This window comes from Leuconostoc sp. BM2 (genome assembly GCF_002095565.1).
GTDB lineage: Bacteria > Bacillota > Bacilli > Lactobacillales > Lactobacillaceae > Leuconostoc > Leuconostoc falkenbergense.
The window spans coordinates 1-25,119 of the sequence record NZ_MOWQ01000017.1; the positions used below are offsets into that span (position 1 = coordinate 1).

General features: G+C 39.2%; 23 protein-coding genes and 3 tRNA genes. 4 read left to right on the forward strand and 22 right to left on the reverse strand.

Annotated elements, in window-relative coordinates; all coding sequences use genetic code 11:
- Positions 1-96: 96 nt before the first annotated feature.
- From BMG01_RS05915 to BMG01_RS05930, 4 genes are all read right to left on the reverse strand, one after another.
- Positions 97-339, reverse strand: a complete 243-nt coding sequence (locus BMG01_RS05915) for a hypothetical protein (protein ID WP_036066649.1) — start codon at positions 337-339, stop codon at positions 97-99.
- A gap of 179 nt (positions 340-518) precedes the next feature.
- Positions 519-953: a hypothetical protein gene (locus tag BMG01_RS05920; protein WP_004912085.1), complete on the reverse strand. Its 435-nt coding sequence runs from the start codon at positions 951-953 to the stop codon at positions 519-521.
- 410 nt (positions 954-1,363) lie between these two features.
- Positions 1,364-1,666 (reverse strand): hypothetical protein, encoded by a 303-nt coding sequence (locus BMG01_RS05925; protein ID WP_004912082.1) that lies wholly within the window; start codon positions 1,664-1,666, stop codon positions 1,364-1,366.
- 143 nt (positions 1,667-1,809) lie between these two features.
- Complete coding sequence (locus tag BMG01_RS05930) at positions 1,810-2,577, reverse strand: helix-turn-helix transcriptional regulator (RefSeq protein ID WP_004912079.1); 768 nt, start codon at positions 2,575-2,577, stop codon at positions 1,810-1,812.
- A gap of 190 nt (positions 2,578-2,767) precedes the next feature.
- Between BMG01_RS05930 and BMG01_RS05935 the strand changes: the two genes are divergently transcribed.
- Both BMG01_RS05935 and BMG01_RS05940 read left to right on the forward strand, forming a co-directional pair.
- A complete protein-coding gene (locus tag BMG01_RS05935; RefSeq protein ID WP_004912078.1) occupies positions 2,768-3,091 on the forward strand; it encodes a hypothetical protein in 324 nt (107 codons plus the stop codon).
- 287 nt (positions 3,092-3,378) lie between these two features.
- Complete coding sequence (locus tag BMG01_RS05940; RefSeq protein ID WP_004912072.1) at positions 3,379-5,355, forward strand: hypothetical protein; 1,977 nt, start codon at positions 3,379-3,381, stop codon at positions 5,353-5,355.
- A 138-nt stretch (positions 5,356-5,493) separates the two neighbouring features.
- Here the strand turns inward: BMG01_RS05940 and BMG01_RS05945 are convergent.
- The 6 genes from BMG01_RS05945 to BMG01_RS05970 form a co-directional block, all read right to left on the reverse strand.
- Positions 5,494-5,581, reverse strand: a tRNA-Ser gene (locus BMG01_RS05945).
- Between the two features lie 54 nt (positions 5,582-5,635).
- Positions 5,636-6,172 carry a biotin transporter BioY gene (locus BMG01_RS05950; RefSeq protein WP_004911655.1) on the reverse strand — a complete coding sequence of 179 codons (537 nt, stop codon included), beginning with the start codon at positions 6,170-6,172 and terminating at the stop codon, positions 5,636-5,638.
- Positions 6,169-6,915: a biotin--[acetyl-CoA-carboxylase] ligase gene (locus BMG01_RS05955; protein ID WP_036068670.1), complete on the reverse strand. Its 747-nt coding sequence runs from the start codon at positions 6,913-6,915 to the stop codon at positions 6,169-6,171. Before BMG01_RS05955 ends, BMG01_RS05950 begins: the two co-directional genes overlap by 4 nt.
- Positions 6,915-8,471: an ABC-F family ATP-binding cassette domain-containing protein gene (locus BMG01_RS05960; protein WP_004911649.1), complete on the reverse strand. Its 1,557-nt coding sequence runs from the start codon at positions 8,469-8,471 to the stop codon at positions 6,915-6,917. The genes BMG01_RS05955 and BMG01_RS05960 overlap by 1 nt, the downstream gene beginning before the upstream one ends.
- A gap of 20 nt (positions 8,472-8,491) precedes the next feature.
- On the reverse strand, positions 8,492-9,442 hold the full coding sequence (locus tag BMG01_RS05965) for an Rgg/GadR/MutR family transcriptional regulator (RefSeq protein WP_084013430.1): 951 nt from the start codon (positions 9,440-9,442) through the stop codon (positions 8,492-8,494).
- Between the two features lie 8 nt (positions 9,443-9,450).
- The gene (locus tag BMG01_RS05970) at positions 9,451-10,395 is read right to left on the reverse strand and encodes a helix-turn-helix domain-containing protein (protein ID WP_036068669.1); all 945 of its coding nucleotides are present in this window, start codon (positions 10,393-10,395) and stop codon (positions 9,451-9,453) included.
- A 187-nt stretch (positions 10,396-10,582) separates the two neighbouring features.
- Here BMG01_RS05970 and BMG01_RS05975 point away from each other — a divergent pair, with 187 nt between their 5' ends.
- Together BMG01_RS05975 and BMG01_RS05980 are read left to right on the forward strand one after the other, a co-directional pair.
- Entirely contained in the window at positions 10,583-11,863 is a 1,281-nt protein-coding gene (locus tag BMG01_RS05975; RefSeq protein ID WP_004911639.1) for an MFS transporter, read from the forward strand.
- 5 nt (positions 11,864-11,868) lie between these two features.
- Complete coding sequence (locus tag BMG01_RS05980) at positions 11,869-12,201, forward strand: VOC family protein (protein ID WP_004911636.1); 333 nt, start codon at positions 11,869-11,871, stop codon at positions 12,199-12,201.
- Positions 12,202-12,244: 43 nt separating this feature from the next.
- Here the strand turns inward: BMG01_RS05980 and adhP are convergent, their stop codons facing one another.
- The 12 genes from adhP to BMG01_RS06040 all read right to left on the reverse strand — a co-directional run bounded on the left by adhP (position 12,245) and on the right by BMG01_RS06040 (position 25,113).
- Positions 12,245-13,297: an alcohol dehydrogenase AdhP gene (gene adhP / locus BMG01_RS05985; RefSeq protein ID WP_004911634.1), complete on the reverse strand. Its 1,053-nt coding sequence runs from the start codon at positions 13,295-13,297 to the stop codon at positions 12,245-12,247.
- 170 nt (positions 13,298-13,467) lie between these two features.
- On the reverse strand, positions 13,468-14,370 hold the full coding sequence (locus BMG01_RS05990) for an NADP-dependent oxidoreductase (protein ID WP_004911632.1): 903 nt from the start codon (positions 14,368-14,370) through the stop codon (positions 13,468-13,470).
- Between the two features lie 252 nt (positions 14,371-14,622).
- A complete protein-coding gene (locus tag BMG01_RS05995; RefSeq protein ID WP_004911631.1) occupies positions 14,623-15,834 on the reverse strand; it encodes an ABC transporter substrate-binding protein in 1,212 nt (403 codons plus the stop codon).
- A gap of 214 nt (positions 15,835-16,048) precedes the next feature.
- Positions 16,049-17,266, reverse strand: coding sequence for a phosphoglycerate kinase (pgk, locus tag BMG01_RS06000; RefSeq protein WP_004911630.1), 1,218 nt, complete (start codon positions 17,264-17,266; stop codon positions 16,049-16,051).
- Positions 17,267-17,359: 93 nt separating this feature from the next.
- Positions 17,360-18,205, reverse strand: coding sequence for a glycosyl transferase (locus BMG01_RS06005; RefSeq protein WP_036068668.1), 846 nt, complete (start codon positions 18,203-18,205; stop codon positions 17,360-17,362).
- Positions 18,202-19,650, reverse strand: coding sequence for a glycosyltransferase (locus tag BMG01_RS06010; protein WP_036066571.1), 1,449 nt, complete (start codon positions 19,648-19,650; stop codon positions 18,202-18,204). The genes BMG01_RS06005 and BMG01_RS06010 overlap by 4 nt, the downstream gene beginning before the upstream one ends.
- 78 nt (positions 19,651-19,728) lie before the next feature.
- Positions 19,729-19,800, reverse strand: a tRNA-Gln gene (locus BMG01_RS06015).
- A 39-nt stretch (positions 19,801-19,839) separates the two neighbouring features.
- A tRNA-Tyr gene (locus BMG01_RS06020) sits at positions 19,840-19,922 on the reverse strand.
- 169 nt (positions 19,923-20,091) lie between these two features.
- On the reverse strand, positions 20,092-21,984 hold the full coding sequence (locus BMG01_RS06025) for a M13-type metalloendopeptidase (RefSeq protein ID WP_004911620.1): 1,893 nt from the start codon (positions 21,982-21,984) through the stop codon (positions 20,092-20,094).
- Positions 21,985-22,084: 100 nt separating this feature from the next.
- A complete protein-coding gene (locus BMG01_RS06030; RefSeq protein ID WP_004911617.1) occupies positions 22,085-23,020 on the reverse strand; it encodes an ABC transporter ATP-binding protein in 936 nt (311 codons plus the stop codon).
- Positions 23,021-23,022: 2 nt separating this feature from the next.
- A complete protein-coding gene (locus BMG01_RS06035) occupies positions 23,023-24,072 on the reverse strand; it encodes an ABC transporter ATP-binding protein (protein WP_004911614.1) in 1,050 nt (349 codons plus the stop codon).
- A gap of 15 nt (positions 24,073-24,087) precedes the next feature.
- Positions 24,088-25,113, reverse strand: a complete 1,026-nt coding sequence (locus BMG01_RS06040; protein ID WP_004911610.1) for an ABC transporter permease — start codon at positions 25,111-25,113, stop codon at positions 24,088-24,090.
- Positions 25,114-25,119: the final 6 nt, after the last annotated feature.

Consider the following 25,119-nt stretch of genomic DNA (forward strand, 5'->3'; position numbering starts at 1 on the left):
GACAGTGCGTTCTTGAGATGATAAACTAGTCATGAGTCGCAGTTCCTTTATGGTTGTTTTAGACAATTACCATTAAAGGCGCTGCGGCTTTTTTATTCAAGTGTTCGGTTTAATTTTACAATCTACCTTATCTACTTCGAGGTTTAGAGAGTTTTGGCGTTTTATTTCTTTTGTGTTGGTTTCACTCGAACGCTTGCTATCACTATCCTTACTGGTACTTGTGGCATGATGTTCAAGAGGGGGGGTAGAAACTTGTCCTTCTGCTGACACCGTAACAAAAGGTGTCAGTAAATTGATTATGATTATCCCTATTAACATAATTTTTGGTAATTTAGCCATTGCACACTTGTCCCAATCAGATTAGGTATTCATTATCACTGGAAAAGTTGCCTAAAAGGTGAAATAAATTCGAATACTGTGTAACGAATTTGTGAACAAATTGTGCAGATGTCGCTAAACCTGTCTAATACTTCAAACTAAAAATTGAGCACGACATAATTTATGTCGTGCTCAATTTTTTACTTATCTGTCACAATCACAGTGGCATTGTCGCCAATGTAGATTGATGTTTTCTTACCTGTTTTATTATCAACCAGATTCACACCATGTCCGTTACGGTCAAAGCTAAACGAACCAGTATATTGATAGATTATCTTGCCCTGATAATCTTTGATGACAATTTCACGTTTTTGATTGTTGTTATATTCCAACTGGTAAGTCTTTTTTGACTTAATGTAACTCGATGAGTGGATATAATTATAATATTTTGACGACGCTGCTAAGCCGAATACAACCAGCGCCACAATAATACCTATAACAGCAATTGTGTTACCTAGCCTCTTTTTACCACCAAAGAAATAAGCATAGACACCTAGTAAAATAATGACAACAGGCACGGCAAACATGGCCGCCCACAGCACCCAAGAAATAGGCGTTGGCTGAATATGAAACATTTGATTCTCCCCAATTAATGAATTTTTTGTTATTTCTTACTATATAATATCAAACATTTCATCAATTTTCACCTTGAGATGATGATAAGAAGATTATGGTATTTTTCAAATAAAGCAGGACATATTACTATGATTATAAATAGATGTCTGCTAGTATTAAGTTAATTAGTCGCATGAAAGGAGCAGTTAATGTATACCACAGTACTTTTTGCCATTATATTCTGCGTGATTGTCAGGGTAATTTTCTTAGCGATTGGCTTTAACGCTCGCCATCCCGTAGCCAAGTATGTTTGTCAGTTCATTGGATTTGCGCTATTAGTCTTTGCCATTATATTCTTGCTCACGCATTACTGGTGGTGGATATAATTGGCAATTAAGCTATCTATTTTTCAAGTTCGCCAACCGACCCGTCAGCGATTCAGATAGGTAACGATGTTCTGCGCGATGCAGGTATTCACAATCCCCATTGTGAATTCACCACCCTTGTCAATATTCAGTTCATTAGCCATAATCTGATTTTGTAATTGTTTATTATCTACCAAGAGTCGTAACAAGTCATTCTTAGAAATTTTATTTTGGCTCGTATCGCCCTCGTGTTCCGCATAAAAATAATAACGATGTGCGCCCACAGCAGCAATATTACCAATATTTCGGAGGGCATCTTTAAAACTATGTTTCTCTGCAATACCATAGTTCATCTGATTATCATTCATGATTTTGACCTCCCAATCTCTTCAATCAACCTACTATATAGTTCTCATTATAGTACAATCTGAAGGCAGAATTTTCCGAATTTTTTAATCTTTTTTCAATAAAAGTAAAAAAATTATCCCCAGTAATGATTTTTTTGTTTAACCTACTGCACCACCAGTTCTTGAATGATTTTATTAAAGTGGTTTTTATTTTTTAAATCCTTAACTGATTGGAAATTCATACTCAAATTGTCATGATCCTTTGAGTACATCAATCTTGTGATAGCTGAAACATTGCTTTTCATGACGGTGCTAACTGATGATCCCGGTACAATTCTAGCAATTTTAACGTAGCTGCCTTTGTGATAAGCCATTACGTACGGATCTTTGACGCCGGGGTTGAGTCCCGTTGTTAGCGTTAGCTTCGTCCACTCCGTCCCCATGTCATTATCTGAAAACCATTTTGTCCAATAACCATGGTTTGTCTTATTATTGGGATTAGTGACTTTATCGCTAGGCATTTTTGTATAGGCTACTTTGTATTGCAAAAATGGGTTCATGCGGTCAATTGTATCAATGCCTTTTTGGTAACCAACCAACAGCATACCTAACCATAATACCAATAACACAAAAATGGACCCCAGTATCATTGTGAGCCGCTTATAGCGATGCTTCAATGACACATCTTGATCAATTGCTTCAGCAATGCTTTTCTGTTTGTCTCTCATGTCGATTTCTTCTCCGAACATTATTTTTTCGAAAGATACGTCAAACAAATCACTCAAACGCCTTAAGACATCCAAACTAGGATAATTTTTACCTGTTTCCCAAGTTGACACAGTTTGCCGGCTGACATGAACTTCATCTGCCAGCTCCTGTTGTGTCATCTTTTTTTGTAGCCTTAGTTGTTTAATATCTTGTTCAAAACTCATAGCTTTCATCTCCTAATGTAACCGACTCACTAAGAACAATACTAGCAATTCATGCTTGCTCTTGTAAAGCAAGCGTCACTAGCATGGCATTATTTGGGGATTTGCGCGTAAAAAAATATCAAGGTTTAATTACTTCATCATGATAACAATTGCTTATGGTACAATAAGAAAAACTCGAAGGGCAACTACTATGGAAGAATTATTTGGCATGATTTTGGTATTCTCAGACACGTTATTTGATGTTGATGATGACAAACCATTTGGATTCAGATTCTGGCTCGCACTAGTCGTCTGGGCTGTTACGTTTGGTGCTTTTATCATTGCACTTTACATGTTCATCGTGTTTGTGCCAAGCTTATTTAATCACCCACTAACTCAGTTTTGGTGGGTGTGTGTTGGCATAGAAGTGCTATTTGGTGGGATGTCTTATTTTTTAGGACGGCGCACTGTAATTTGGGCTTGGCAAATTAAAAATAATATTCAAGCCCATTACCCCCAAAAACATACAGATTAATCATCTATTTTTCATGATTAGGGTGTTATAGAAACAACCAAAAAACCACGACTTAAATTTGAAGTCGTGGTTTTTTTGATTCTGATTGATATCATTTTTCGAAACAAAATTCAAAATATCATCACATTTAAAATCTAAAATTACTATTAATGGTAAAAATAATGCCACATTTACAAAAAATTTACCAGATATTTTCACAAAAACAAAATAACAATGAGACACTAATTAAGTACAGAAAATTATTATTAAGTACACATCGTTATATCAAAACACTCAGGGAGAATATGATGAAACGCACACTCACTCGAACACTCAAGCTATCAGCAATTGCGCTGATACTCTGCCCAAGTTTTTGCACTAGCGTCATAACTGCTTCCAATATCAATGCCATTGATATTGATGCCGCGCAAAAAACCAAAGTTTATAGCGATGCTGATGTCAAGCAAGTGATAAACAACCTTAATGATGATTTATCGGAAATTTCAAAGTCAACTAAGTCTGATAGTGATACTGATTTGAAGCCACTATCGCCAATGTATAAAAATAATACTGATAATATACTCAACGCAATCGGCGCCGCTGCTTCTTGGGCAACGGCAGCATTCGCCGATAGTACCAAAGAATCTTGGAAAGCCGGAAAAGGTCTCGCTTTTAAAGAAAGTATGACTGGCTTGGCTAAACTGTTAGATTTTGGTAAACTGTTTGGTCCTCTAGTCAAACTATTTATGGGATTCGGCTGCCCGGGGGAAGAATCACCTGAAATGAAAGCAATCAATGATCTAAAAAACACACTCAACTATTTTCAAGAACAAACAGCAGCTCATTTTAAAACAACCAATCGAAAAATCGATTTAAACACGATTACCCCACTCGTTCAAGAACAAATCACCATGCAACAAAATTTCAAAACCGCTAACGGTGGTACAGACGCTCTAACTGGAGAGCTACATGCTAAAGAATATTTCACTGGAAAAAACACAAATGAAACAACATTTGATTATAATACAAAAGCAATTTATCACACAATTGGCGATTGCAAAGTAGAAAACAATACGGTTAGTTTTTCACAAGACAAAAACACAACATTTGTTGGTGATGTACAAAAATTTGGCAATGCTTTAACCAGTAGAACATTACAAGGCAAGTCATACGATTCATTTAATTTATACGCTGCCTATTTGTCTCTTGCTCGAGAACTTAATTTTGCAACATTCAGTGACAGAGAAAAATGGAACGAAACCATCAAAGATGATTGGGCGTACCTGACTCAAGTTGCAACGCTAGGCATTTATGCCGATGCCATGCGTTGTCAAGCCATTTCTATTGCTTTTGACCGACTAACTCATAATGACGCATTCTGGCAAGATAAGACGTCAGCAATTGAGACAAAACTTAGAAAAGATCTAGCGGCTTATTCGGATGTCAAGAAACAAGATGAGAAACAAGATGTGAACCTCTTCGGCTTAACCGTTACAAATATCGGCACTAACTCAAACGACTACACAAGAACCTATGGACCAATTACAGCAGTAGAGCGCAATACCACAACCCCATTAACCGAATTAAGCCAAAAAATCGAACAAAATTATAACAACAATCAAAAAGAATTTGATCAAGAAAAGAGTCTTTCAAACCAAGGTACTTACTATGATTATGCAGCTGCCACATCATTTACGACGAACAATTCTTGCCCATTGTATCGAGCAGTCTTAGGTAGTGCTGGCGGCAAAGACGCGCAAATCAAAAAACAAGGTGGCATAACGAACCATTGGGGTGTCGCTAATCTAATGGGTCGCCATGGATTAGTTGATGGCTTGGAACCAGTTGCCAGTTTAGATCATAGCCCACTCGAAGCACAAGATAATGATCCGCAAGGCTATGATATGAGTAACGCCTTGTCTAGTCAACAATTAGCTAATATGATGGCTGGCTTAGATGTAAAAGGGCAAAGTTTGGAACAATTTTGTCCAGAGATAAAAGGTCGCCCTGTTTATGCTAATAATTTTGACCCTAAAACCGATGATCATGGTGTCTCATCAGGTTTCATGTACTGGGAAGGTTATGATTTAGATGCCAATTATTACCGTGGCACTAAATTAGACCCTAATCAAAAAATAAAACATGCCTTCTACGAATATTACTCATTTTTAAATTCATCGGGTGTTGGCTCCCGGTATTTGCCTACTGAATGGCAGCACACAAAGCAAGCCGTAACCATTTTAAAAGCTGGGAAACCTATGAATCCAAGTTATCTGATTCAATAAAAGTCATAGCCAACATTCAAACTCATTTGTATTTAAAAAGCAAGCTACTGTTAGAAAATCAGTAGCTTGTTTTTTGTCATAAGAAAAAGCGTCATATCAAGGTTTTTACAACTTGATACAACGCCATTCAATGGTTAGTGGAGAAGAAGGGATTCGAACCCTCGCACGCTTTAACACGTCTACACCCTTAGCAAGGGCGCCTCTTCAGCCGCTTGAGTACTTCTCCATAACAGATAATACTATACCAGAATTTACCGATGATAGCAATACCTGTTAACACTTATACCGTCAAACGCATCTTTTGAGTAGCCTGACGGATCAACACTGTGGCTAATACCACGACAATTATTTTGATCAAACCTGACAATACGAACGGTGTCACACCAGCCGCAATTGCTGCTGTTGCACTCATGTGCGTACTGATAGACAACCAAATTGTACCAATCGCCAAATTAACGACCACTGCTACAACGTTGGCAACAATCAATGCCAAAATGTTTGAGGTATGCTTAATTGTCAACCCAATGATTGGTGCATAAAGCAAGAATGACCACAAATAGCCGGCAGTTGGTCCAATCAGGACGGCAAAGCCACTAGAATATCCTGCAAAGACCGGCAAACCAAGTGCGCCAAGTACAATATAAAGTCCAATTGCTGTTAAACTAACCCGCGTTGACGCTACTGAAGCTACTAGTGCAACAATTAAAGTTTGTAGTGTCATTGGTACTGGTCCAACATTAATTGCTAGTGGTCCAATAATCAGTAAAAGTGCGGTCAAAACCGCTGTAATCGCAATTCGTTGTGTATTATTTTTCATTTCTTCGCCTTAATGAACACCTTGGTTACATCACCACTGATGAATGGTTTTAAGTTTTCATCATGTTTCAATAATAATTCACCCCGTGTACCAATGTCAAGAACTTGCCCAGAAATTTCATGGTTATTTGTCAGCAAAGTGACCATCTTATCCTTTAAATATGAATGCTGACGGTAATAATCAAGATGTTGACCTGCTTGATAGCCAGATATATTTTGAACAATTCTTTCAAAAATAGTGGTCACTAACGCATTGCGATCCACGTCCACACCGAGTGTTGTTACAATATCTTCCAAATCAGATGGCACTGCGGTCGGTAAAATATTTAAGCCAATACCAATAATCACCTGTGTTATTTTACCCGAATTTAAAATGCCTTCAACTAAGACACCACCCATTTTACGATCATGCAGGTAAAAATCATTGACCCACTTCAATGACACTTGAACCCCAGTCATTTCAAAAAGAACTTCTGCCACAGAAACCGCCACTCCTGTTGTTAACAGACCGGCGTCAAATTCGCCCACAACATCAAAAACATAAGTTTGATAAACGCCTGCGCCTCGTGGTGAAAAGAAAAAGCGTCCCTTTTTACCATAACCAGCGCGCTGTTGATTGCTCACAATGCCAAAAGGTCGTGACACGCCCTGTTTGAGCATATCACGACCTATTGTCATTGTTGAATCAACCACATCAATCACAGTAATATCGTCATGCATACCTGTTTGAGTGAGTAAATTCATTAATCTGATTCCTTTTTATAACTTAATGCCGCAACGTTCAATTCCTTGTCCCCAAGTCCTTGTGTAAAGCTGGTCTCGTGCGACACAATAATGACATTCCCTTGAAACTTGTCAATTGCCGCGCGCAAAGCATTCTTGGTTCCTTCATCCAAATGGTTTGTTGGCTCATCTAAAATCAAGAAATTACTTGGCTTCATTTCCATGATTGCCAACTTAACTTTGGTTTGTTCACCACCTGAAAGTTGTTGCAGTGGTTTTTGGGCATTTTCAGCATTGATGCCTGCTGCAGCTAAACGCGTACGCAAGGCTTTTGGTTCCAATGTTGGAAAACGATCTTGCATTTCTTGCAACGGTGTCTTGCTATCATTATCCCAAGCCAAATCTTGGTCAAAATAGTTAACAACGGCTGATGGGGAAAATTCAGATTGACCAGCTAATGCCGGTATGACACCCAAAATTGATTTAATCAAAGTTGATTTACCAGCACCGTTAAAACCTTTAAAGACAACTTTTTGCCCAGTGGTGATTGAAAAAGTCACTGGCTCCAGCACTGGCGTCACATAACCAACAGATAAATCACTAACGGTCAACGCATTAGATGATTGTGAATTAACATAGGGAAAATTAAATTTAGCTTGCAATGTTTCAGAAGGTGGATCAACGCGGTCCATGCGCGCCAACATTTTTTCACGAGACTTTGCTTGCTTAGAAGTTGAAGCACGTGCCTTATTTTTGGCAATGAATTTTTGTGCTTTTTCAATTTCTGTTTGTTGCTTTTCGTACTGACGCAACTGTTGTTCGGCGCGTTCGTCTTTTTGGCGCATAGCCTTTTTAAATGACCCACGGAATTTAGTGATTTTACCAAATGAAACATCAATGATTGCGTTAGTGACTTTGTCTAAGAAATCAAAGTCATGGGAAATAATCATTGCTGAACCTTCGAAGGTTTGCAAAAAGTCTTCCAGCCATTCAATGTGTGCCACATCCAAATAGTTGGTTGGCTCATCCAAAATAATCACGTCATCATTTTCCAACAAGAGCTTGGCCAAAATGACCTTGGCGCGCTGTCCACCAGACATAGCTTCCAACTCGCGCTCACGTCCAATAGCCTCTAATCCCAAACCAGAAATCACACGCTCAATTTGCGTGTCGACATCATAAAAGCCTGCCGCATCAAGTTCTTCTTGCATACGACCAGCGCGTTCGAGCAATTTATCAGACAACGTTTCGGCATACTCATTGTAAAGTGCCGTGATACGATCTTGTTTGTCATATAGGTCTTGATAAGCGGTATGCAAAAAATCGACCAGCGTCATACCCTCTGGAATTTCTGCATACTGGTCCAAATAACCGATTTTCAAGCCTTTTTGCCAATCAATTTTGCCTGATAATGGGAGTTCTTGCCCAGTGACAATTTTAATGAGTGTTGATTTGCCGGCACCATTTTGTCCAACAATTCCCATGTGTTCGCCACTTTGAAGCTCAAACTCTGCGTCTTCATATAAAGTTTTTTCTGCGTAGGCCATGGTTAGGCCGTTTACTTCTAATAATGCCATAACTATAAGTTTATCACATTTTAAATCAACATTGAGTATGTGTGTGGTATATTGTCAGGATTACCGGCCAATATTTCCTTGCGCGTTAATTTTGCTGCCTCTTGAACGAACTTTGCCGTCTGATTCATGCCAGCAATTTCGTATGCTGGGACAACAGACGTTGCTTGTGTGTAGCCACCTTCAACATCCCCCTGAAGCATTTGCAATATGCCTTTGCTATACACAAGCCTTAACCGTTGCGTGGTTAAATTCGTCATGAATTCGTCCATACTCTTTAATACTGATTCTTCTAAAGCTAACATTTCAGCAGCGCCCTCAATATCTGTGTAAATCAAGCCAGTGAAAACAACGTCAATAATGTTAACTAGCCGCATCTGTTCTGTTCGCAATTGTGAATAAAAATGTGCCCGTTTAATGGCTAAACGCCCCAGTGCCAACAAGTCTGTTGGTGACATCCCCGGATAAAATAAAGTAAAAATATCTAGTTCAATTCGCCCCCAAGTTTCAGCTTGCTTGAGAAAATCAACAGCTGGTTTGACATGTTTTTTTACTTCAACACGATCATAAAACTGCTTATCCGTTTCTTTGTCTAGGCCATACTTCAGCATGATACCAAATTCACGCATAAAACGAGCCCCAATGCCGCCACGACCATGTTTTAAATCATTAGTTGATCGTGTAATCATCGCCTCAAGTTGTTGCATTTCTTTTGGCTCACCAGTTTGCACACCCATTTCATGTAGCTTCATATAGATATAATTATCACTACGATCACCACCAAGAAATAAGAATTCATCATGGCTGACGCCCATGTCGGATAATAATTTGTCTAGACGATCAGCCGATATACGTGTTTGCCCTCTTTCAAACTTACCAATCAATGATCGTGAAATGTTGGGTTGCTCGAGGTCAACAATTTTCAAGCCCTTATCTTCTCGCAAGCGTTTAAATGTCGCGCCATAATCAATCATAGTTCACCTCATAATTCAAAACGCAGAATGCGTGTATGCTGTTGCCCGTGCTTCACTTGTTCCTCAAAAGCTAACCAGTCTTGTGCTGAAAAGCCAAAGAACGTATCAAATGTCAAACCAATTTGCTGGCTTACAGTTGTCAATTGTTCAAAATCTGCTCGACTTTTTGTAATTTGACCTTCAGCAAGCTCTTGTAACGCCTCAGCTAATTTGTATTTCAAATGATTATCAGCATTATTTCGAGCTGTCATTTCTCTGGACATAAGTGTCAGGATTTCAGCTGATAATTGCGTATCAGTATACACAGTCGCAAAGAAAACTGAATTTAACAAACGAAACATATAATCTTCATACACAGCTTGCTGCTGATAAATGGCAATTTTTTGTACCGCTAACTGAACTAATGGTCGTAACTCTGCGGCGCAGATCATTGAGGCAAATCGGGTCAATATTTTCATCTCAAATTCCCCCCATGTATCAACTGACAATAAATAATTTTTTGCTCGGCGTCCACCTTGCAACAGACGTTGAGAAACATTTGTCGCATTAGCATGTTGTGCTAAGTGTTGCACATCAAGTAATTTTTGAAAGAAATCTAGCGCCAACAACACCGGCAATCGCTGTGTCGTATGCGTTAATTTCTTAGCTAATAATGACACATATTGACCCACAACTGCGCTGTTACGCGTTAAATCAATTGTTGCCTGTTCGGTTATTTGTGTAAATAAATCATCAAACACTTGCGCAGAAAAGTGGTTGGACAGCGCAAAAAATTCTAAGGGGGTCACATTTAACCGCTGTAATATCCTTGTGAAGTGTTCTAAAGATATGTTGGTTTCACCTTTTTCAAAACGAGCCAAAAAGGAGGCAGATACAATATCCCCCGCTGTTTTTGCCAATGTCATCTGTTTGCCAACACGCAATTCATGAAAAACTTCGCCATAATTCGTCATTTTATACCTGCTTATTTTTAAAAGTTGTCATATATGTCACTTTTACCGTATTAACAACAAAATCAATTATGCTTATTTTACTAGCTGTTGTGTACAGATAATTTAAAGTAGAATATATTCTCTTATTGTTCTTTAATTTATCTTACCGTGTACACTTAATTTATTCAAGTCAAAAGGAGTATTGCTAGTGCAGGTTTTCAAAGTCAACAAAGCATTTCGCGTGATGATTATAGCGCAGTTCTTTAATAATATTGGGAGCAGTTTTTTCAACATTGTTTTTTTAATTTATGCCGCTACCCTACCCAATAAAACGCTCGCAGTAACATTAGTGGCATTCGCTGAGTTTTTCCCGTCATTATTATCGGTTGTGATGGGAAATTTGGCAGATAAAACTAAAAATCATCTGCGCGCTTGGTCATTTGCCCGACTATCGCAAGCCGGTATATTCTTAATTGTAACTGTTATTCTAACTTTCTGGCATGGTCGGTTTGACAGCTTTATCGTGCTATTTCTACTTATTTTTTTCGCTGATACCATTGGTTCATACAGCAATCTATTAATGACCCCCGTATCACGATATATTTTAAGCGATGATCAATTACAAAACGCAATGGGATTGGAGCAAGCGGTCAGTATCACGGTGAGTTTAATTGGCGGTTTTGCTGGTGTGGGATTATTGGGATTACTACATCAGGATTATGCCGCTTTTAGCTTGATCAATGCGTTCATGTTCATCGTCGCTTGGTTCATTATGACTGTCAATCGTCGCCACTTCAAACAAGCCGAAGCACATATTGAAACAACACAACGTCCAAAATCAACGCAACCCATGTGGCACGACTTAAAGACGACTTTCTCGTATGTTTATCAAGACAAGCTATTCTTCCAGTTAATGCTGTTAGCCACTGCAGTTAATTTTATTGGCACCTCGCTAAATGGCGTATTTAATGTCACGCTTTTACACGAAAAAAGCCTGCTCATTGGTAGTTTTGGCACTACCGTCGCGATGTTTGGTGCTATCTTTTCAACCGGAATGTTGTTAGGCTCTCTTCTGCCCATGCCTTTTCTGAGTCATCTAACAACTAAGCAATTACTAGCCGTAGCGATGACTGGCGTACTAGGCTTAGAGCTCGTACCAATCATTTATCCAAACGGCAGTGTATGGATGATTATTTCCTTTGTCGTTGCTTATTTTAATGCGCAAGTCAATCCCAAATTTGGTGCCATTTTAATGAAACGCATTGATCAAAACCAGCTAGCAAGTGTCAGTGGTTTGCTCAATACATTCGCTTTGTCAAGCGCACCAATCGGTCAGTTTTTGTTCCTCGGTATTGCAAATTTAATTTCACCAAATATCTCGTGGGTAATAATGGCGATTGTGACATTGATGACTGTTGTATACATCATTTTAACCCGTCAACATGACATTGAGAAGGTTGAAAAAACCACTGAAACAGCTATACTATAAGTATTATGAAACCAAGAAAACTCAACATTAAAACAATTCCTGCTCAAGATGTTAACCGTGCCTACCGTTTTTGGCGTGATGTATTCGACCTACCACAATCCGGTCACGCTAGTGGTCGCCACTTAATGATTGATGGTGATGATATTATTTTTGTAGCCGGTGAACCAACTGATCAATTAGAAATGTTGATTAGAGACCATCAAGATGAATTAAAGCAACATCTTCGCAATAATTTTATTCCAATTGTAGGCAAGCCCGAACCCCGTTTTGGCAATAAAATCGCCTTTAAAATCCATGATTCCGAAGGTAACTTAATCACACTTGAGGCAAATCAATAGTTAAAAAAAAACGAGACACAAGTTCTGTATCTCGTTTTTTTGATTATAGTGCTGTGAAGTCAAAGACTTTACGACCAGTAATGTTACCAGCCTTCATCTCATCAATCACGTCATTCATATCCTTGAAATCAACTGTCTCGACGATTGGCTTAACTTTACCTTCAGCCCCAAATTGGAAGGCTTCTTTCAAATCGGCACGAGTACCAACAAGTGATCCTCGAACTTCAATGCCGTCTAATACTGTTTTAGCAATATTGAGTGCCATATCACCTTGTGGCAAAGCAACAGCCACTAACTTACCCATTGGGCGCAAAACATTAACAGCTTGTGAGAAAGCTGCATCATTAACAGCAGTTACTTGTGCGTTATGCACACCACCAGTTAATTCATTAACCTTAGCAACCACATCTTCGGTCTTACGGTTGACCAACACTTCAGCACCGTTAGCCTTAGCAGCAGCCAACTTGTCATCGTTACCATCAATAACGGCTACGTGTGCACCAAATACATTATGAGCATATTGCACAGCCAAGTTACCTAAACCACCGGCACCATGAACTGACACCCATTCACCTGGCTTTGTTTCACCAACTTTAAGTGACTTATACATTGTCACACCGGCACAAGTGATTGATGTTGCTTCAACTGGATCCAAACCTTCTGGTACTTTCACTGCATATTTTGAGTTGACAACAACCTGTTGTGACATTGCACCGTCAATCGTGTAACCTGAGTTACGAACCTTACGGCAGAACGTTTCATTACCTGAAACACAGTAGTCACAAACACCACAAGCATCATAGAACCAAGCAATTGATACGCGATCACCAATTTTAAGATAATCACCGGCACCTTCGCCTAACTTTGAAACACGACCAACGCCTTCATGACCAATAACACGACGGAATTGACCATTGCGTTCACCAATTTCATTTGGATTACCAAAATCACCATTAGCACAGTGCAAATCTGTGTGACAAAGACCGACATATTCAACGTCAACCAAAGCATCACCAAAGCCTAACGCGCGTGGTTGCCAATCATCAATTAAATCAACATACCCATCATTCACTTCACGGACAACTGCTGCTTTCATATTTAACCTCTTTCATATATGTGAATTTATTTACAAGTAAATTGTAACCATAAAATTCATATTTGTAAATAGTTTTTATGTAAAATTTACATAAAATTCTTTTGTAAAGTGACGTGTTTCACTAACAAATGTATAGAGAGCCTCTACGGTTTCTAAAAATAAAAGTTGGATTACGAGAATTTTAAAACTAACTTGCCTAAAACGTGCTGACGACTATGGAATTCTTTCAGATTAATCACATTAAAAGGCGCCACCTCGGCAATATTGACTTTCACATCACCACTGGCAACCATCTGCAACAAAGCTGCTAATTGTTGCCCGTTTGACTTCATGAAACTGTTTGTTACTCTTGGATCATCATTGTTATCAACAATAGACACCAGTCGACCTTCGAGTTGCAACACGTTCAAAGAATCAGTTAAGGTTTTACCACCGATGGTATCAAGAACGACATCTACTTTATCTTTAATAACAGTTGCCAAACTTTCTTTCTTATAGTCAATAACATGTAAATGCGGATTGAAGGACTTCAAAAATACAGCTGATTCGCCGCTGGCCGTTGTATATATTTTCCCCGCGCCGATTGTCTGAGCAACTTGGATCGCGGTAAAACCAACTGAACCAGCACCACCGTGAATCAATACGCTCTCACCAGGTCGTACATCAAAATCAGTCGTCATCATTTGATACCCAGTTTGGCCGCCTAAAGCAACTGCTGCGGCTGTCTCATAACTCACACCATCTGGAATTTTAGCCAATTGCTTGCTACTTACAGCCACAAATTCAGCGTAACTTTTGAGATGTGGTGACGCCGCAACACGATCACCAACATGAAAATCACTTACTTCACTACCTACTGCAATAATGTCACCTGCCACAGACGAGCCATTAATCAGTGGTGTTGGTGCACTAGTTCCCATGACACCTGCACGAAACTTAACATCATAGGGATCAATAGCTGTTGCATGTTGCTTAACCAGTACTTGACTGGGCTTAATGTCTGGTGTTTTGGCATCCGTTACCTCTGCAAAAACGTCGACGTCGCCATAATCTTTCATCTCTATTGCGTACATTTTTTCACACTTTCTTTTCTTCGAAATGTCTGAGTCGCTTTCACATACATTGTAAGCTAATTAACCGCTAAAATGTTAATTTTGGTTCAAATTTTTATAAAACAATTAGAAAGTCACATAAAAAAACATCACAACATTAGGAAGTCAAAAATCCATGTTGTGATGTTTTTTACTGGTTGGCTCAACTACTGCTTACGGGCTGGAAAAGTAACGTGAGCCATGGGAGGATACCAACCCGTATTTAATTTGTGATTACTTACGTGGATTACCAGAAGTAGTCAATTTGTTTGAAGTAACACTCAATTTAGCGTACAAATCGTTGACAGGCGCATTTGTCCATCCCTTAACACGACCATTGACCAATTGTACATCAATGTTAGTGTAAGTAGGAATTGTGTAAGCTTCTTTATCAACAACTAACTTTTGGAAGGCCTTGATATTCTTAATCAAGCTTGCATCAGAAGTTGAATTCTGTGTGTCAGTCAAATTCTTAGTCAAAGCAGCTGATGTGACATGTCCAAAGTTATAAGCAGCGTTCTTGCTCCAATGTTGGTCAAATGTTGGTACTGTACCTTCACCCCAACCACCATCAGTGATATCCCAATCATTGTTCTTTGCTGACAAAACAATTGACTGCCAAGTAGCTGCATCAACTAACTTGTCTTGATAAAGCTTAACTTCAATACCGGCTGCTTTCCATGCAGCGATGTAAGCTTTTGCTTCAGACTCAGCTGTTGAACGACCTGAACGAGCTAAGTAAGTCAACGTTAGGCGCTTGCCATCTTTAGCGTAGTAGCCATCAGAATCTTTCTTATAACCTGCCTTTTCCAACAAGCTACCAGCTTTCTTGATGTCACCGTTAGCTTTTGCTTGATAGCCCTTGACATTCTTATCATAGAACAACTTCTTAGTTTCTGACTTTGAAACTAATGTGTTGGTTGTCACACGTAGGCCGTTACCATACTTAGCAACAACCGCACCGACGTTTTGTGCATACCCAACTGCCTTACGAACATTGGCATCTTGCAATGGTGTTGAGCGATCTTGAATACTTGTTCCCTTAGAATCTGCGTGTCCTAAGTTAAAGTAAAGTTCCCAATACCCTGCATCAGCTTGACCAGTAGCAGCATATCCCTTAGCATTGTTATACTTTGACAACACTGGTGTGTTACCATTCTTCCACAATGTAGCTGGCGCTGTTGTCACAATATCAAACTTTTGCTTTGATAAGTCATTTTCAAGCTTTGACTGATCTTGGTTAACATAGTAAGTGATTGTCTTCAACTTAGCTTGTTTACCCCAGTAATCACTGTTACGCACATACTTAACTGTTGAGTCTGAAGAAACAGATGATACTTTAAATGGTCCAAATGACAAAGGCGTCTTTGTAACCTTTTTAGACGTGTCAATGGTCTTGGCACTCACATCTTTCAGATCATGATATGGCAAAGCATAGGCTGGCACACCGTAATTTTAACCTGGGTAATATTATATCACGCATATCTAATATTTGTACATGATTTAGAAATCAAAAAAACATATTTCTCATATAAATGTCATTATAATACAGAAAAAAGGCTATTTCATAAATGGTAAAGAAACTACTAAAAATATGACAATAAAAAAGCACAGGCTCATAAAAGAGCGCTGTACCTTTAATCATGCTTAAATGATAAATTTATTTTTCAGAAATTGAAGCAATACCTGGTAATTCTTTACCTTCGAGGTATTCAAGTGATGCACCACCACCTGTTGAAATATGCGTCAATTTGTCAGCAACACCCAATTGTTGTACTGCGGCAGTTGAGTCACCACCACCAACAATGGTTGTACCACCATTTTCAGTTACCTTAACCAATTCTTCACCAATTGCCAATGTACCCTTGGCGAAGTTAGGCATTTCGAACACACCCATTGGGCCGTTCCAAACAACTGTCTTAGCATCTGACAAAGTGTCTTGCAACAGCTTAACTGACTTAGGACCAATATCAAGTCCCATGTAACCATCAGGAATACCAGCTGTGGCATCAACAACTTCTGTCTTGGCATCATTTGAAAATGCGTCAGCAGCAATTGAATCAACTGGCAAAACCAACTTGTCCCCAGCTTCAGCCATCAATTCCTTAGCCAATTCAACTTTATCGGCTTCAAATAATGAGTTACCAATCTTTTCACCCTTAGCAGCATCAAATGTGTAAGCCATACCACCACCAACAATAACCTTGTCGGCTTTAGACAATAGTGACTTCACAATCTCAATCTTATCAGAAACTTTTGCACCACCAATGATAGCAACAAATGGACGAACTGGGTTAGCAACAGCGTCACCCAAGAACTTGATTTCCTTTTCCATCAAGAACCCAGCGGCTGCTTGTGAAACGTTTGAGGCGATACCGACGTTTGAAGCGTGGGCACGATGTGCTGTTCCAAAGGCGTCGTTGATGAACAAATCATCACCCAATGATGCCCAATACTTGCCCAACTCTGGGTTGTTCTTTGATTCGTTTTTGACTTCAACGCCGTCAACAACGTCCTCAAAACGTGTGTTTTCAACCATCAAAACTTCGCCATCTTGCAAAGCATTAATTGCTGATTCTAATTCTGCACCGCGTGTAAATGGTATGAACTTAACGTCTTTGCCCAACAATTCACCCAATCGCGCAGCAACTGGTGCCAATGACAATTCTTTTTTATCATCTTCAGACTTAATACGTCCCAAGTGTGAAAACAAAATTGCACGACCGTTGTGTTCCAACACGTACTTGATTGTTGGCAATGCTGCCACAATGCGGTTATCGTTTCCGATAACGCCTGCTTTGATAGGTACGTTGAAATCAACGCGCATCAATACTTTCTTACCTGAAAGTTCCAAATCTGAAACAGTCAATTTAGCCATGATAGCCTCCAATTTTTTATTGTTACAAATTCTATTATAAAACAAAACGCTTTAATTGTCTTGCTTGGTGTGTGAAAAATTGCACGATGATAACTATTTTTGGGGTTCATGCTTGATAACATGCACTTTTTGCCCAGGTAAACCAGACATTTTCAAGGTTATTGCGTCTTGTGGTTTAACCAAAATTACCTCAATTGGATGATGTTTATTCTTTAAAATAGCAGATACTTCTTTCAAAATGCGACCATTCTTATCAGTCACATCATTAAATAATGTCAGTTTGGTTTTTTGTGGTGCAAAGTCAATTGAACGACCAAGCTGTGTCACATTGTACTGATTGTTGACATGTTGATTACCGACATCTGCAATATAATCACTCTGTCGCCGAAATTTATGTCCAAAAGCCACGACTAAATTACAATGCCCATCAGCATAAAAATCTTGAACAACCACTTTGTTATTGCCAAGATAAAAATCAGATTGCAATAGTTCCCCCTCACTAAAATACTGTTTAGCAAACAAGCGGCCGTCACGTCGATAAATATCTTTATAGTCAATTTTGCCGTCGCCATCATACCACGTCACAGCTTGTACTAGTCGCTTAGAATGACTAAACCACCTCACTTTTGCCAACTCACGACCACAGCTCATGATACTTTTAGTGCCATCTTGATTGATGATGATTTGGCTTTCATTTGGCACGGCTAAATCTGACCACCAAATACCTTTTGTTTCATCGATTGTTGAAAAATATTGTTGCCCGTACATGTCAAACACCTTATCAGGTGGCAATCCCATTTTTTTAATGAGGTAAACAGCATCTTCATGGGGCGTGGCAACCCATAATTCATCACTATGACCGAGTTTCACTTGTTCGATTTGCCAAGCAATACCATCTAATTGCGTAATCGATAAAGAATTGATAATTTCAATTTTCATGATAGCACCTCAACAACACGTGCCCATTGATCAGCTATTCTTTTGACTTGAAAGTTTTCAGCAGTCAATGCAGCACCCTCCGATAATGCATCATAATCTGTAAAAATAAGTCTCATTGCTGCTGACAAGTGAGCAATATTGGCAGCTTCTTTTTTGTTATGACGATCAAATTCTGCTAAATGACCGTTTTTACCATCTTTAATCAACGATTGTGCACCGTACAAATTAGCATAGGACGCAACTGGTAGTGCTGCTCCCAACGCTTCCATGTAGGTCAAACCGAAACCCTCCGAATAAGACGCGGAAACATAAGCGTCATAGTTCAGCAGCTCGCGTGTAATCGACTGACTCAATCCCTTTAAAGTGATTTTGTCATTCAAATGGTAGTCGTTAATGAGCTGTTTTAATTTTTTTTCTTCATTTCCCGTACCATATATTGACAAAGTGGCAGCAAAACCGTCTTGATTAAGTTGCGCAATCGACTCAATAATGTGCGCTATCTTTTTTTCTGGGTGTAGTCGTGAAACCATGACGAATTTTGCGACATTACCAGCCCATTTTTTTGGCGCCGCAATTTGACTAACACCACCGACTGGAATCGCTATTATTTTATGAGAATCGACTGAGAAACCGCTATCACGCAATTGTGACAACATATCATTTTGCTGCAAAGTTGTCGCGACAATTACCTTGTCAATATCATCTAAATGATCAAACATATATTGATAATAGTTATTCCATAATGGCCGACCATTCTGATAGGAAACCAAATGAGCTGCATGCACAATGTCAATGATTTTCAACTGATATCCTCGGTGCTTCAAAGTAATAAGTGCTTCCTCATTGTCAGTGCCACGATCAACAAAATAACAATTATTAGCAAATTCACGTTGCAATTCTAACAAAAAAAATACGAGTAATTCTTCAAAAGTCGCAAATAAATAATCCCGACCACGAAATTGCGAGACATGAATGTTGGTCATGGTTTTACCCAGTGATTCAGAATAACGATAATGCCAAGTCACACGATGTTGCCCATTTTCTAAAATGACACGGTCGTCCCCAACTAAATAAACATTTTTCTTGCTATCAAAACGTTTATTTTTTAATATGGTCGCTTGATAATGACCGGTTGTTTGTTGATTTATCAATCTTTGGGTATCAACAAAATCCACTAAAACGTGCTGTTGGTAAACTTTTGTATCATTTAATCCGTTTTTCAAATAATCTGTTGGCTCATCACTTAATAAATAATCATACAGACCGATAACTTCATTTTCCTTTAAATGCCATTCCTTCATATGTTCATGAAGCTGCGGTAGATAATCAGTGTAAATCAATTTGAAAGCCATGTTTTTTTCACGGAAGCATTGGGCTCGATAAAATTGCGCGTGTTCAACACCGCTATTACCATGTCCAATTCTTTTATTCATAAAAAAATTCATCATTGACACCTCTTACTAGGCAATTCTTATCATGACAATTATATACAAAAAAGGAACTTTCCCAAGTTCCTTTAGCAATTGCCCCTGCTGGATTCGAACCAGCGCATGTCGGTACCAAAAACCGATGCCTTACCGCTTGGCGAAGGGGCAATAGTTAATTTATTTTGCCGTTAACTATTAAATCGGCAATGGGAGCGGTAGGATTCGAACCTACGAACCCGAAGGAACGGAGTTACAGTCCGTCGCGTTTAGCCAGACTTCGCTACACTCCCATATCTCAAACAACTATATTATAATACCAGAAAATGAGAATGATAGCAAGCAATTTTGACATAAAAGACAAAAAAACGATGTTTTGCTATATTTTCACTCATTAACTAATCAAAACATACAATTATTTGAGCATAAATCATATTATTACAGTATTTTACAGAACAGTTATCACCAAATTTGGACACGCTTATCTGGCGCCAACCACATACCATCAGTTTCTTTAACATCAAATGTTGTGAAAAAGTCGTCAAAATTTTTCAATTGTACATTAACGCGCGCCTTAGCAGGACCATGCGGATCCATTGCCGCTAACAACTGCATATACTCAGGACGTGCTTTCATACGCCAAATAGCAGCCCAATTAGTAAAGAATGCTTCAGATGAAAAATCCTCATCTCGTTTGGCAGCGGCCAAAGCAGCAGCTAAACCACCCAAATCAGCTACGTTTTCTGACACCGTTAACTTTCCATTCACCTTGGCGCCGTATGAGTCCAAGCCATCAAATTGATCAACAACTTGCTGTGTACGTTCTTTGAAGGCAGCATAATCTGCATCAGTCCACCAATTATTTAAACTACCAAATTCATCAAATGACGCACCATTGGTATCGAAAGCATGAGAAATTTCATGAGCAATCACTGCGCCGATACCACCATAATTAGCTGATGAAGATTGATTTAAGCTATAAAATGGTGCTTGTAAAATGGCCGCCGGAAAGAAAATTTGATTTTGTTGCGGATCATAGTAAGCGTTAACCAAGTGTGCTGGCATTTGCCATTCATTTTCATCAACTGGTTGATGCCATTGTTGCCAAGCATGGGCAATCTCAATTTGCCTAAATTTAGCTGCAGACTCAAACAATGTGGCACCTTCATCAACTGTCTTTTGAGCCAAACGATCTGGCAGCTTATCAGGATAACCAATATGAGGCACAATTGCGTTAAGTTTGATAATTGCTTTGTCCCGTGTCGCCTGCGTCAACCAAGTAACGTTTTGCAAACGATTTTTATAGACATCAATCATCGTCGCTACCTTTGATTCAACGTCCGCTTTTGCCTCCGGAGAAAATTTCTCATGTGCATAATACATGCCAATCGCTTGGCTAAATGGGGCTTCTGCCAAGTAAAAAGCTGCTTTCTCGGTACTTTTAGCTTCAGGCAAGCCTTGTAAAGCTCTCGCGTAAGCGCCACCCAAGACACGCAAATCATCACTCAACAAATCAGTGTACTCATTAGCAACGTTTATTAGCAGATAATCTTTCAATAATGGCCATGCGTCCTCAGAATAAAATTGATTTGCAGAAGCCCAAAAACGTTCTGCAGGTACAATGATTTCATCCGGTATCTGTCCAATCAAGGATTTAATAATATCATTTAGTGGCAACTCAGACGCTTGTTCAACAAAATTTTTCCATTGATAAGGGTGATACAATTTAGCATATTCATTTTGTTCCTCCCGACTCAACGAAACACTTGCAACTTTGGCGTCCAAAGCAATGTAATTGTCAATCATTGCTTCCGTTTCATCACTTGAAAAGCCAAACTGAGGCAATAATGTCATTTGCTGTTCACGAAATTTCGCTAGTAATACTTTAGCTTGATCATTATCAGGGGTGTAATATGTCGTGTCTGGCAATAATAATGGTAAGCTCCCAGCCCACAAAACATTTAGTTTCGCATTCTTAAAATCCGGTTCAATTCCAAATGGCAATGCATTGGGTAATCCTTTTTGCTCAAGTTCAGCAATATGGGATGCAAAATCAGCAAACGATTGATACCCTTTATATTGCGCCAGCAAAGGCATTACTGGCGCGACACCAATTTTATCCCGTGTTTGTGTATCGGCCGTCAAACGATGATAAGCAATAAACTGTTGCAATATATCATCCTTTGGTATATTCTCACCATGTTGCCATTCATTAGTCGTTGACAACAACCAATTTTCGATGCCAATGGCTAAATCATTAAAGCCACCAGTTGACGGTTTATCAGCTGGTATTTCAGCTGTTTTAGCCCACTCACCGTTAATTGCATCATAAAAATCATCTTGTAATCTTGTCATTCCAATTCTCATTTCTTTTTCTTAATTAACTAATAAATATTATACACTTTTGGCTTTTGTTTACAAAAAAGCCGACCAATAAAGGCCGGCTAATCTATGTTTACTTTTGTTGTTGCTTATATTGCTCTGCTTCTTCCGGCGTAGCCAAGACAAAATGTCCTGGATTAACTTCAATCATGCTACGTTCTTTGCCATCAGTTTCAATGGTTGTATCATAATCAACGTGTTGCCTCAAATTTTCAGCTTCAGGATCTGGTACTGGAATAGCTGATAACAGACTCTTTGTATAAGGATGTAGTGGATGATTATAAACGGCATCTGAAGTACCAATTTCTAATAACTTACCCCAATGCATCACACCAATACGGTCTGAAATATATTTCACCATCGACAAATCATGCGCAATAAACAGATATGTCAATGAATGCTTTTTCTGCAATTCTTTCATTAAATTGACAACTTGTGCTTGAATTGAAACATCCAAAGCAGAAATAGGTTCATCCGCAATGATAAACTTTGGATCAACAGCTAACGCTCGTGCAATTCCAATTCGCTGCCTCTGACCACCAGAAAATTCATGTGGGTACCTCGTGGCGTGATCTTTGTTTAAGCCAACTAAATCAAGTAATTCCTGAACTTTAGCGTTTCGTTCATCTTTTGATTTTGCCAAATGGTTGATATCAATTCCTTCGGCAATGATATCACGTACTTTCATTCGCCCATTCAAACTAGCTTGTGGATCTTGAAAAATCATTTGCGCGTTTTTACGGAAATTAGATAACTCTTTACCCTTAAGTTTGGTAATATCTTCACCATCAAAGGTCATAGTGCCACCATTTGGTTCGTATAGCTTCAAAATGGTACGGCCAATTGTCGTCTTACCTGAACCGGACTCACCCACAAGACCAAACACTTCACCTTCATAGATATCAAAACTAACATGGTCAATAGCACGTACTTCATTGGCTTTTCCCTTGTTAAAGTACAATTGTAAATCATTCAGCTCAACCAATTTTTTTGGTGTTTCTTCAGTCATGATTAAGCCTCCTGTCCTTGTAATTCTTCCCATCGTGCCCAACGCTTCAAAATCTGTGCAGGTGGCGTCACTTTAGGTGCTCGCTCATCAAGTAACCAAGTAGCGGCATAATGTGTATCACTAATTTTAAAGAACGGTGGTTCTTCTTTACTATCAATTGCAAGTGCATACGAATTTCGTGGTGCAAAAGCATCGCCCAATGGTGGCTCTAACAAGTCAGGTGGTGTACCAGGAATAGCCTGCAATGAGCCTTCCGCCGTATCCGTGGTAGGCATTGAATTTAATAGCCCCCAAGTGTACGGATGTTGTGGATTAAAGAAAATCTCATCAACCGTGCCATACTCGACGATTTTACCAGCATACATGACAGCCACACGATCAGCCATACCCGCCACAACACCCAAATCATGGGTAATGAAAATAATTGAAGAATTAGACTGCTTTTGTAATTGCTTCATTAAATTTAAAATTTGTGCTTGAATCGTAACATCCAAAGCGGTTGTTGGCTCATCAGCTATCAAAATTTCAGGATCAGCAGCCAAAGCAATTGCAATAACAGCACGCTGTCTCATACCACCAGACCATTGGTGAGGGTAATCGTTAATATGTTCTTCAGCGTTAGGAATACCAACGCCCTTCATCAATTCCAAAGCACGAGCCAAAGCATCTTTTTCACTCAACTCTTGATGTTTAATTAATGGTTCAGCAATTTGCTGACCAATCTTCATCGTTGGATCTAAACTAGTCATCGGATCTTGGAATATCATAGCAATTTCATTACCACGAACATGTTGCCACTCTTCTTCTGACAATTCCAACAAATTTTTGTCTTTGAACAAAAGACGACTATTCTCAGGAATTACAGCGTTCTTGGCATTTAGACCCATCAATGTCTTGGTTGTGACTGACTTTCCTGACCCAGACTCACCAACAATTGCCAAAGTTTCGCCTTGATTCAAATCAAATGACACGTCTCTAATGGCCTGCACCGTACCAGCATAGGTATTGAAATTGACGTGCAAATTTTCAACTCTTAATATAGGATTACTCATAAGTACTTGCACCTCTTAATCTTCACTAGCACGTGGGTCAAAGGCATCTCGTAAGCCGTCACCCAGCAAGATAAACGCCAACGAAATCAATACCAACACACCAGAAGGAATCAAAACCTGGTAAGGGTAGAATTGCAACATGCTTTGAGCATCAGAAATCAATGAACCAAGAGAAGCCGTTGGTGGCTTAACACCCAAGTTAATGGCAGACAAGACGGCTTCAAACATGATTGCACTTGGTACTGTCATCATGATTTGAACAATAATTGTACCAGCCATATTGGGAATCAAATGCTTAATCGCAATTTTAGTTGAACTTTCACCAAGAGATTTGGCAGCCAAGACATAATCACGTTCTTTCAACGAGAGTGTCATGTTGCGCACTTGTCGTGCCATACTTAGCCAACCAGTAATCGCAATCGCAATAATGATTGATGTGACACCGTTACCCAGCAACAAACCAAACATAGTTACAACAATCAAATTGGGCACCGAGGAAAGAATTTCAATGATACGCTGCATGACAACGTCAACCCAACCACCTTTCCAACCGGAGAACACACCATAAGTAACGCCAATCAACAAATCAATAAATGTTGCTGAAATCGCGACTAACAATGAGATACGAAGACCCACGATAACACGTTTTCCTAGTGAACGTCCAATGTTGTCAGTTCCCAAAATGAAGTTTTGCTTAACATTATTATTTTTGTAAGGATCAGTGGTATCCGTGGCACCTGGTTCTTTCAGCTTACCGTCCCACCCTGGAATTGGTAAACCTGAGTTTGGTGGTAAGTTTTTATATTTACCAACGTTATCAGAATCAAAAGCGTTGGCTTTATTTTGCGTCACAAAGAAATTTGATACTAATGCGAAGCCGAGAATAAACACTAAGAACCAAAGTGAAATCACAGCTAATTTATTTAATTTTAATCGACGCCAAGCATCTTGCCAAAATGACAAGGCAGGCTTAGAAATATGTTCGTTGGCTTCGGAGTTTTGTGCGCCAACGATGACAAAGTCTTCTGTATTTGCAGCCATCATGAG

Excerpts from the sequence above, each read along its gene's own strand:
- BMG01_RS05930 (WP_004912079.1), bottom strand. The coding sequence starts at position 2,577 with ATGAGTTTTGAACAAGATATTAAACAACTAAGGCTACAAAAAAAGATG.
- BMG01_RS05920 (WP_004912085.1), bottom strand. The coding sequence starts at position 953 with ATGTTTCATATTCAGCCAACGCCTATTTCTTGGGTGCTGTGGGCGGCC.
- BMG01_RS06005 (WP_036068668.1), bottom strand. The coding sequence starts at position 18,205 with ATGAAAATTGAAATTATCAATTCTTTATCGATTACGCAATTAGATGGT.
- BMG01_RS05990 (WP_004911632.1), bottom strand. The coding sequence starts at position 14,370 with ATGTACGCAATAGAGATGAAAGATTATGGCGACGTCGACGTTTTTGCA.
- BMG01_RS05965 (WP_084013430.1), bottom strand. The coding sequence starts at position 9,442 with ATGATTGATTATGGCGCGACATTTAAACGCTTGCGAGAAGATAAGGGC.
- BMG01_RS06025 (WP_004911620.1), bottom strand. The coding sequence starts at position 21,984 with ATGACAAGATTACAAGATGATTTTTATGATGCAATTAACGGTGAGTGG.
- BMG01_RS06035 (WP_004911614.1), bottom strand. The coding sequence starts at position 24,072 with ATGAGTAATCCTATATTAAGAGTTGAAAATTTGCACGTCAATTTCAAT.
- BMG01_RS06030 (WP_004911617.1), bottom strand. The coding sequence starts at position 23,020 with ATGACTGAAGAAACACCAAAAAAATTGGTTGAGCTGAATGATTTACAA.
- BMG01_RS05935 (WP_004912078.1), top strand. The coding sequence starts at position 2,768 with ATGGAAGAATTATTTGGCATGATTTTGGTATTCTCAGACACGTTATTT.
- adhP (WP_004911634.1), bottom strand. The coding sequence starts at position 13,297 with ATGAAAGCAGCAGTTGTCCGTGAAGTGAATGATGGGTATGTTGATTTA.
- BMG01_RS05970 (WP_036068669.1), bottom strand. The coding sequence starts at position 10,395 with ATGACGAATTATGGCGAAGTTTTTCATGAATTGCGTGTTGGCAAACAG.
- BMG01_RS05915 (WP_036066649.1), bottom strand. The coding sequence starts at position 339 with ATGGCTAAATTACCAAAAATTATGTTAATAGGGATAATCATAATCAAT.
- BMG01_RS05950 (WP_004911655.1), bottom strand. The coding sequence starts at position 6,172 with ATGAAAAATAATACACAACGAATTGCGATTACAGCGGTTTTGACCGCA.
- BMG01_RS05980 (WP_004911636.1), top strand. The coding sequence starts at position 11,869 with ATGAAACCAAGAAAACTCAACATTAAAACAATTCCTGCTCAAGATGTT.
- BMG01_RS05940 (WP_004912072.1), top strand. The coding sequence starts at position 3,379 with ATGAAACGCACACTCACTCGAACACTCAAGCTATCAGCAATTGCGCTG.
- pgk (WP_004911630.1), bottom strand. The coding sequence starts at position 17,266 with ATGGCTAAATTGACTGTTTCAGATTTGGAACTTTCAGGTAAGAAAGTA.
- BMG01_RS05955 (WP_036068670.1), bottom strand. The coding sequence starts at position 6,915 with ATGAATTTACTCACTCAAACAGGTATGCATGACGATATTACTGTGATT.
- BMG01_RS06040 (WP_004911610.1), bottom strand. The coding sequence starts at position 25,113 with ATGGCTGCAAATACAGAAGACTTTGTCATCGTTGGCGCACAAAACTCC.
- BMG01_RS06010 (WP_036066571.1), bottom strand. The coding sequence starts at position 19,650 with ATGAATTTTTTTATGAATAAAAGAATTGGACATGGTAATAGCGGTGTT.
- BMG01_RS05925 (WP_004912082.1), bottom strand. The coding sequence starts at position 1,666 with ATGAATGATAATCAGATGAACTATGGTATTGCAGAGAAACATAGTTTT.
- BMG01_RS05960 (WP_004911649.1), bottom strand. The coding sequence starts at position 8,471 with ATGGCATTATTAGAAGTAAACGGCCTAACCATGGCCTACGCAGAAAAA.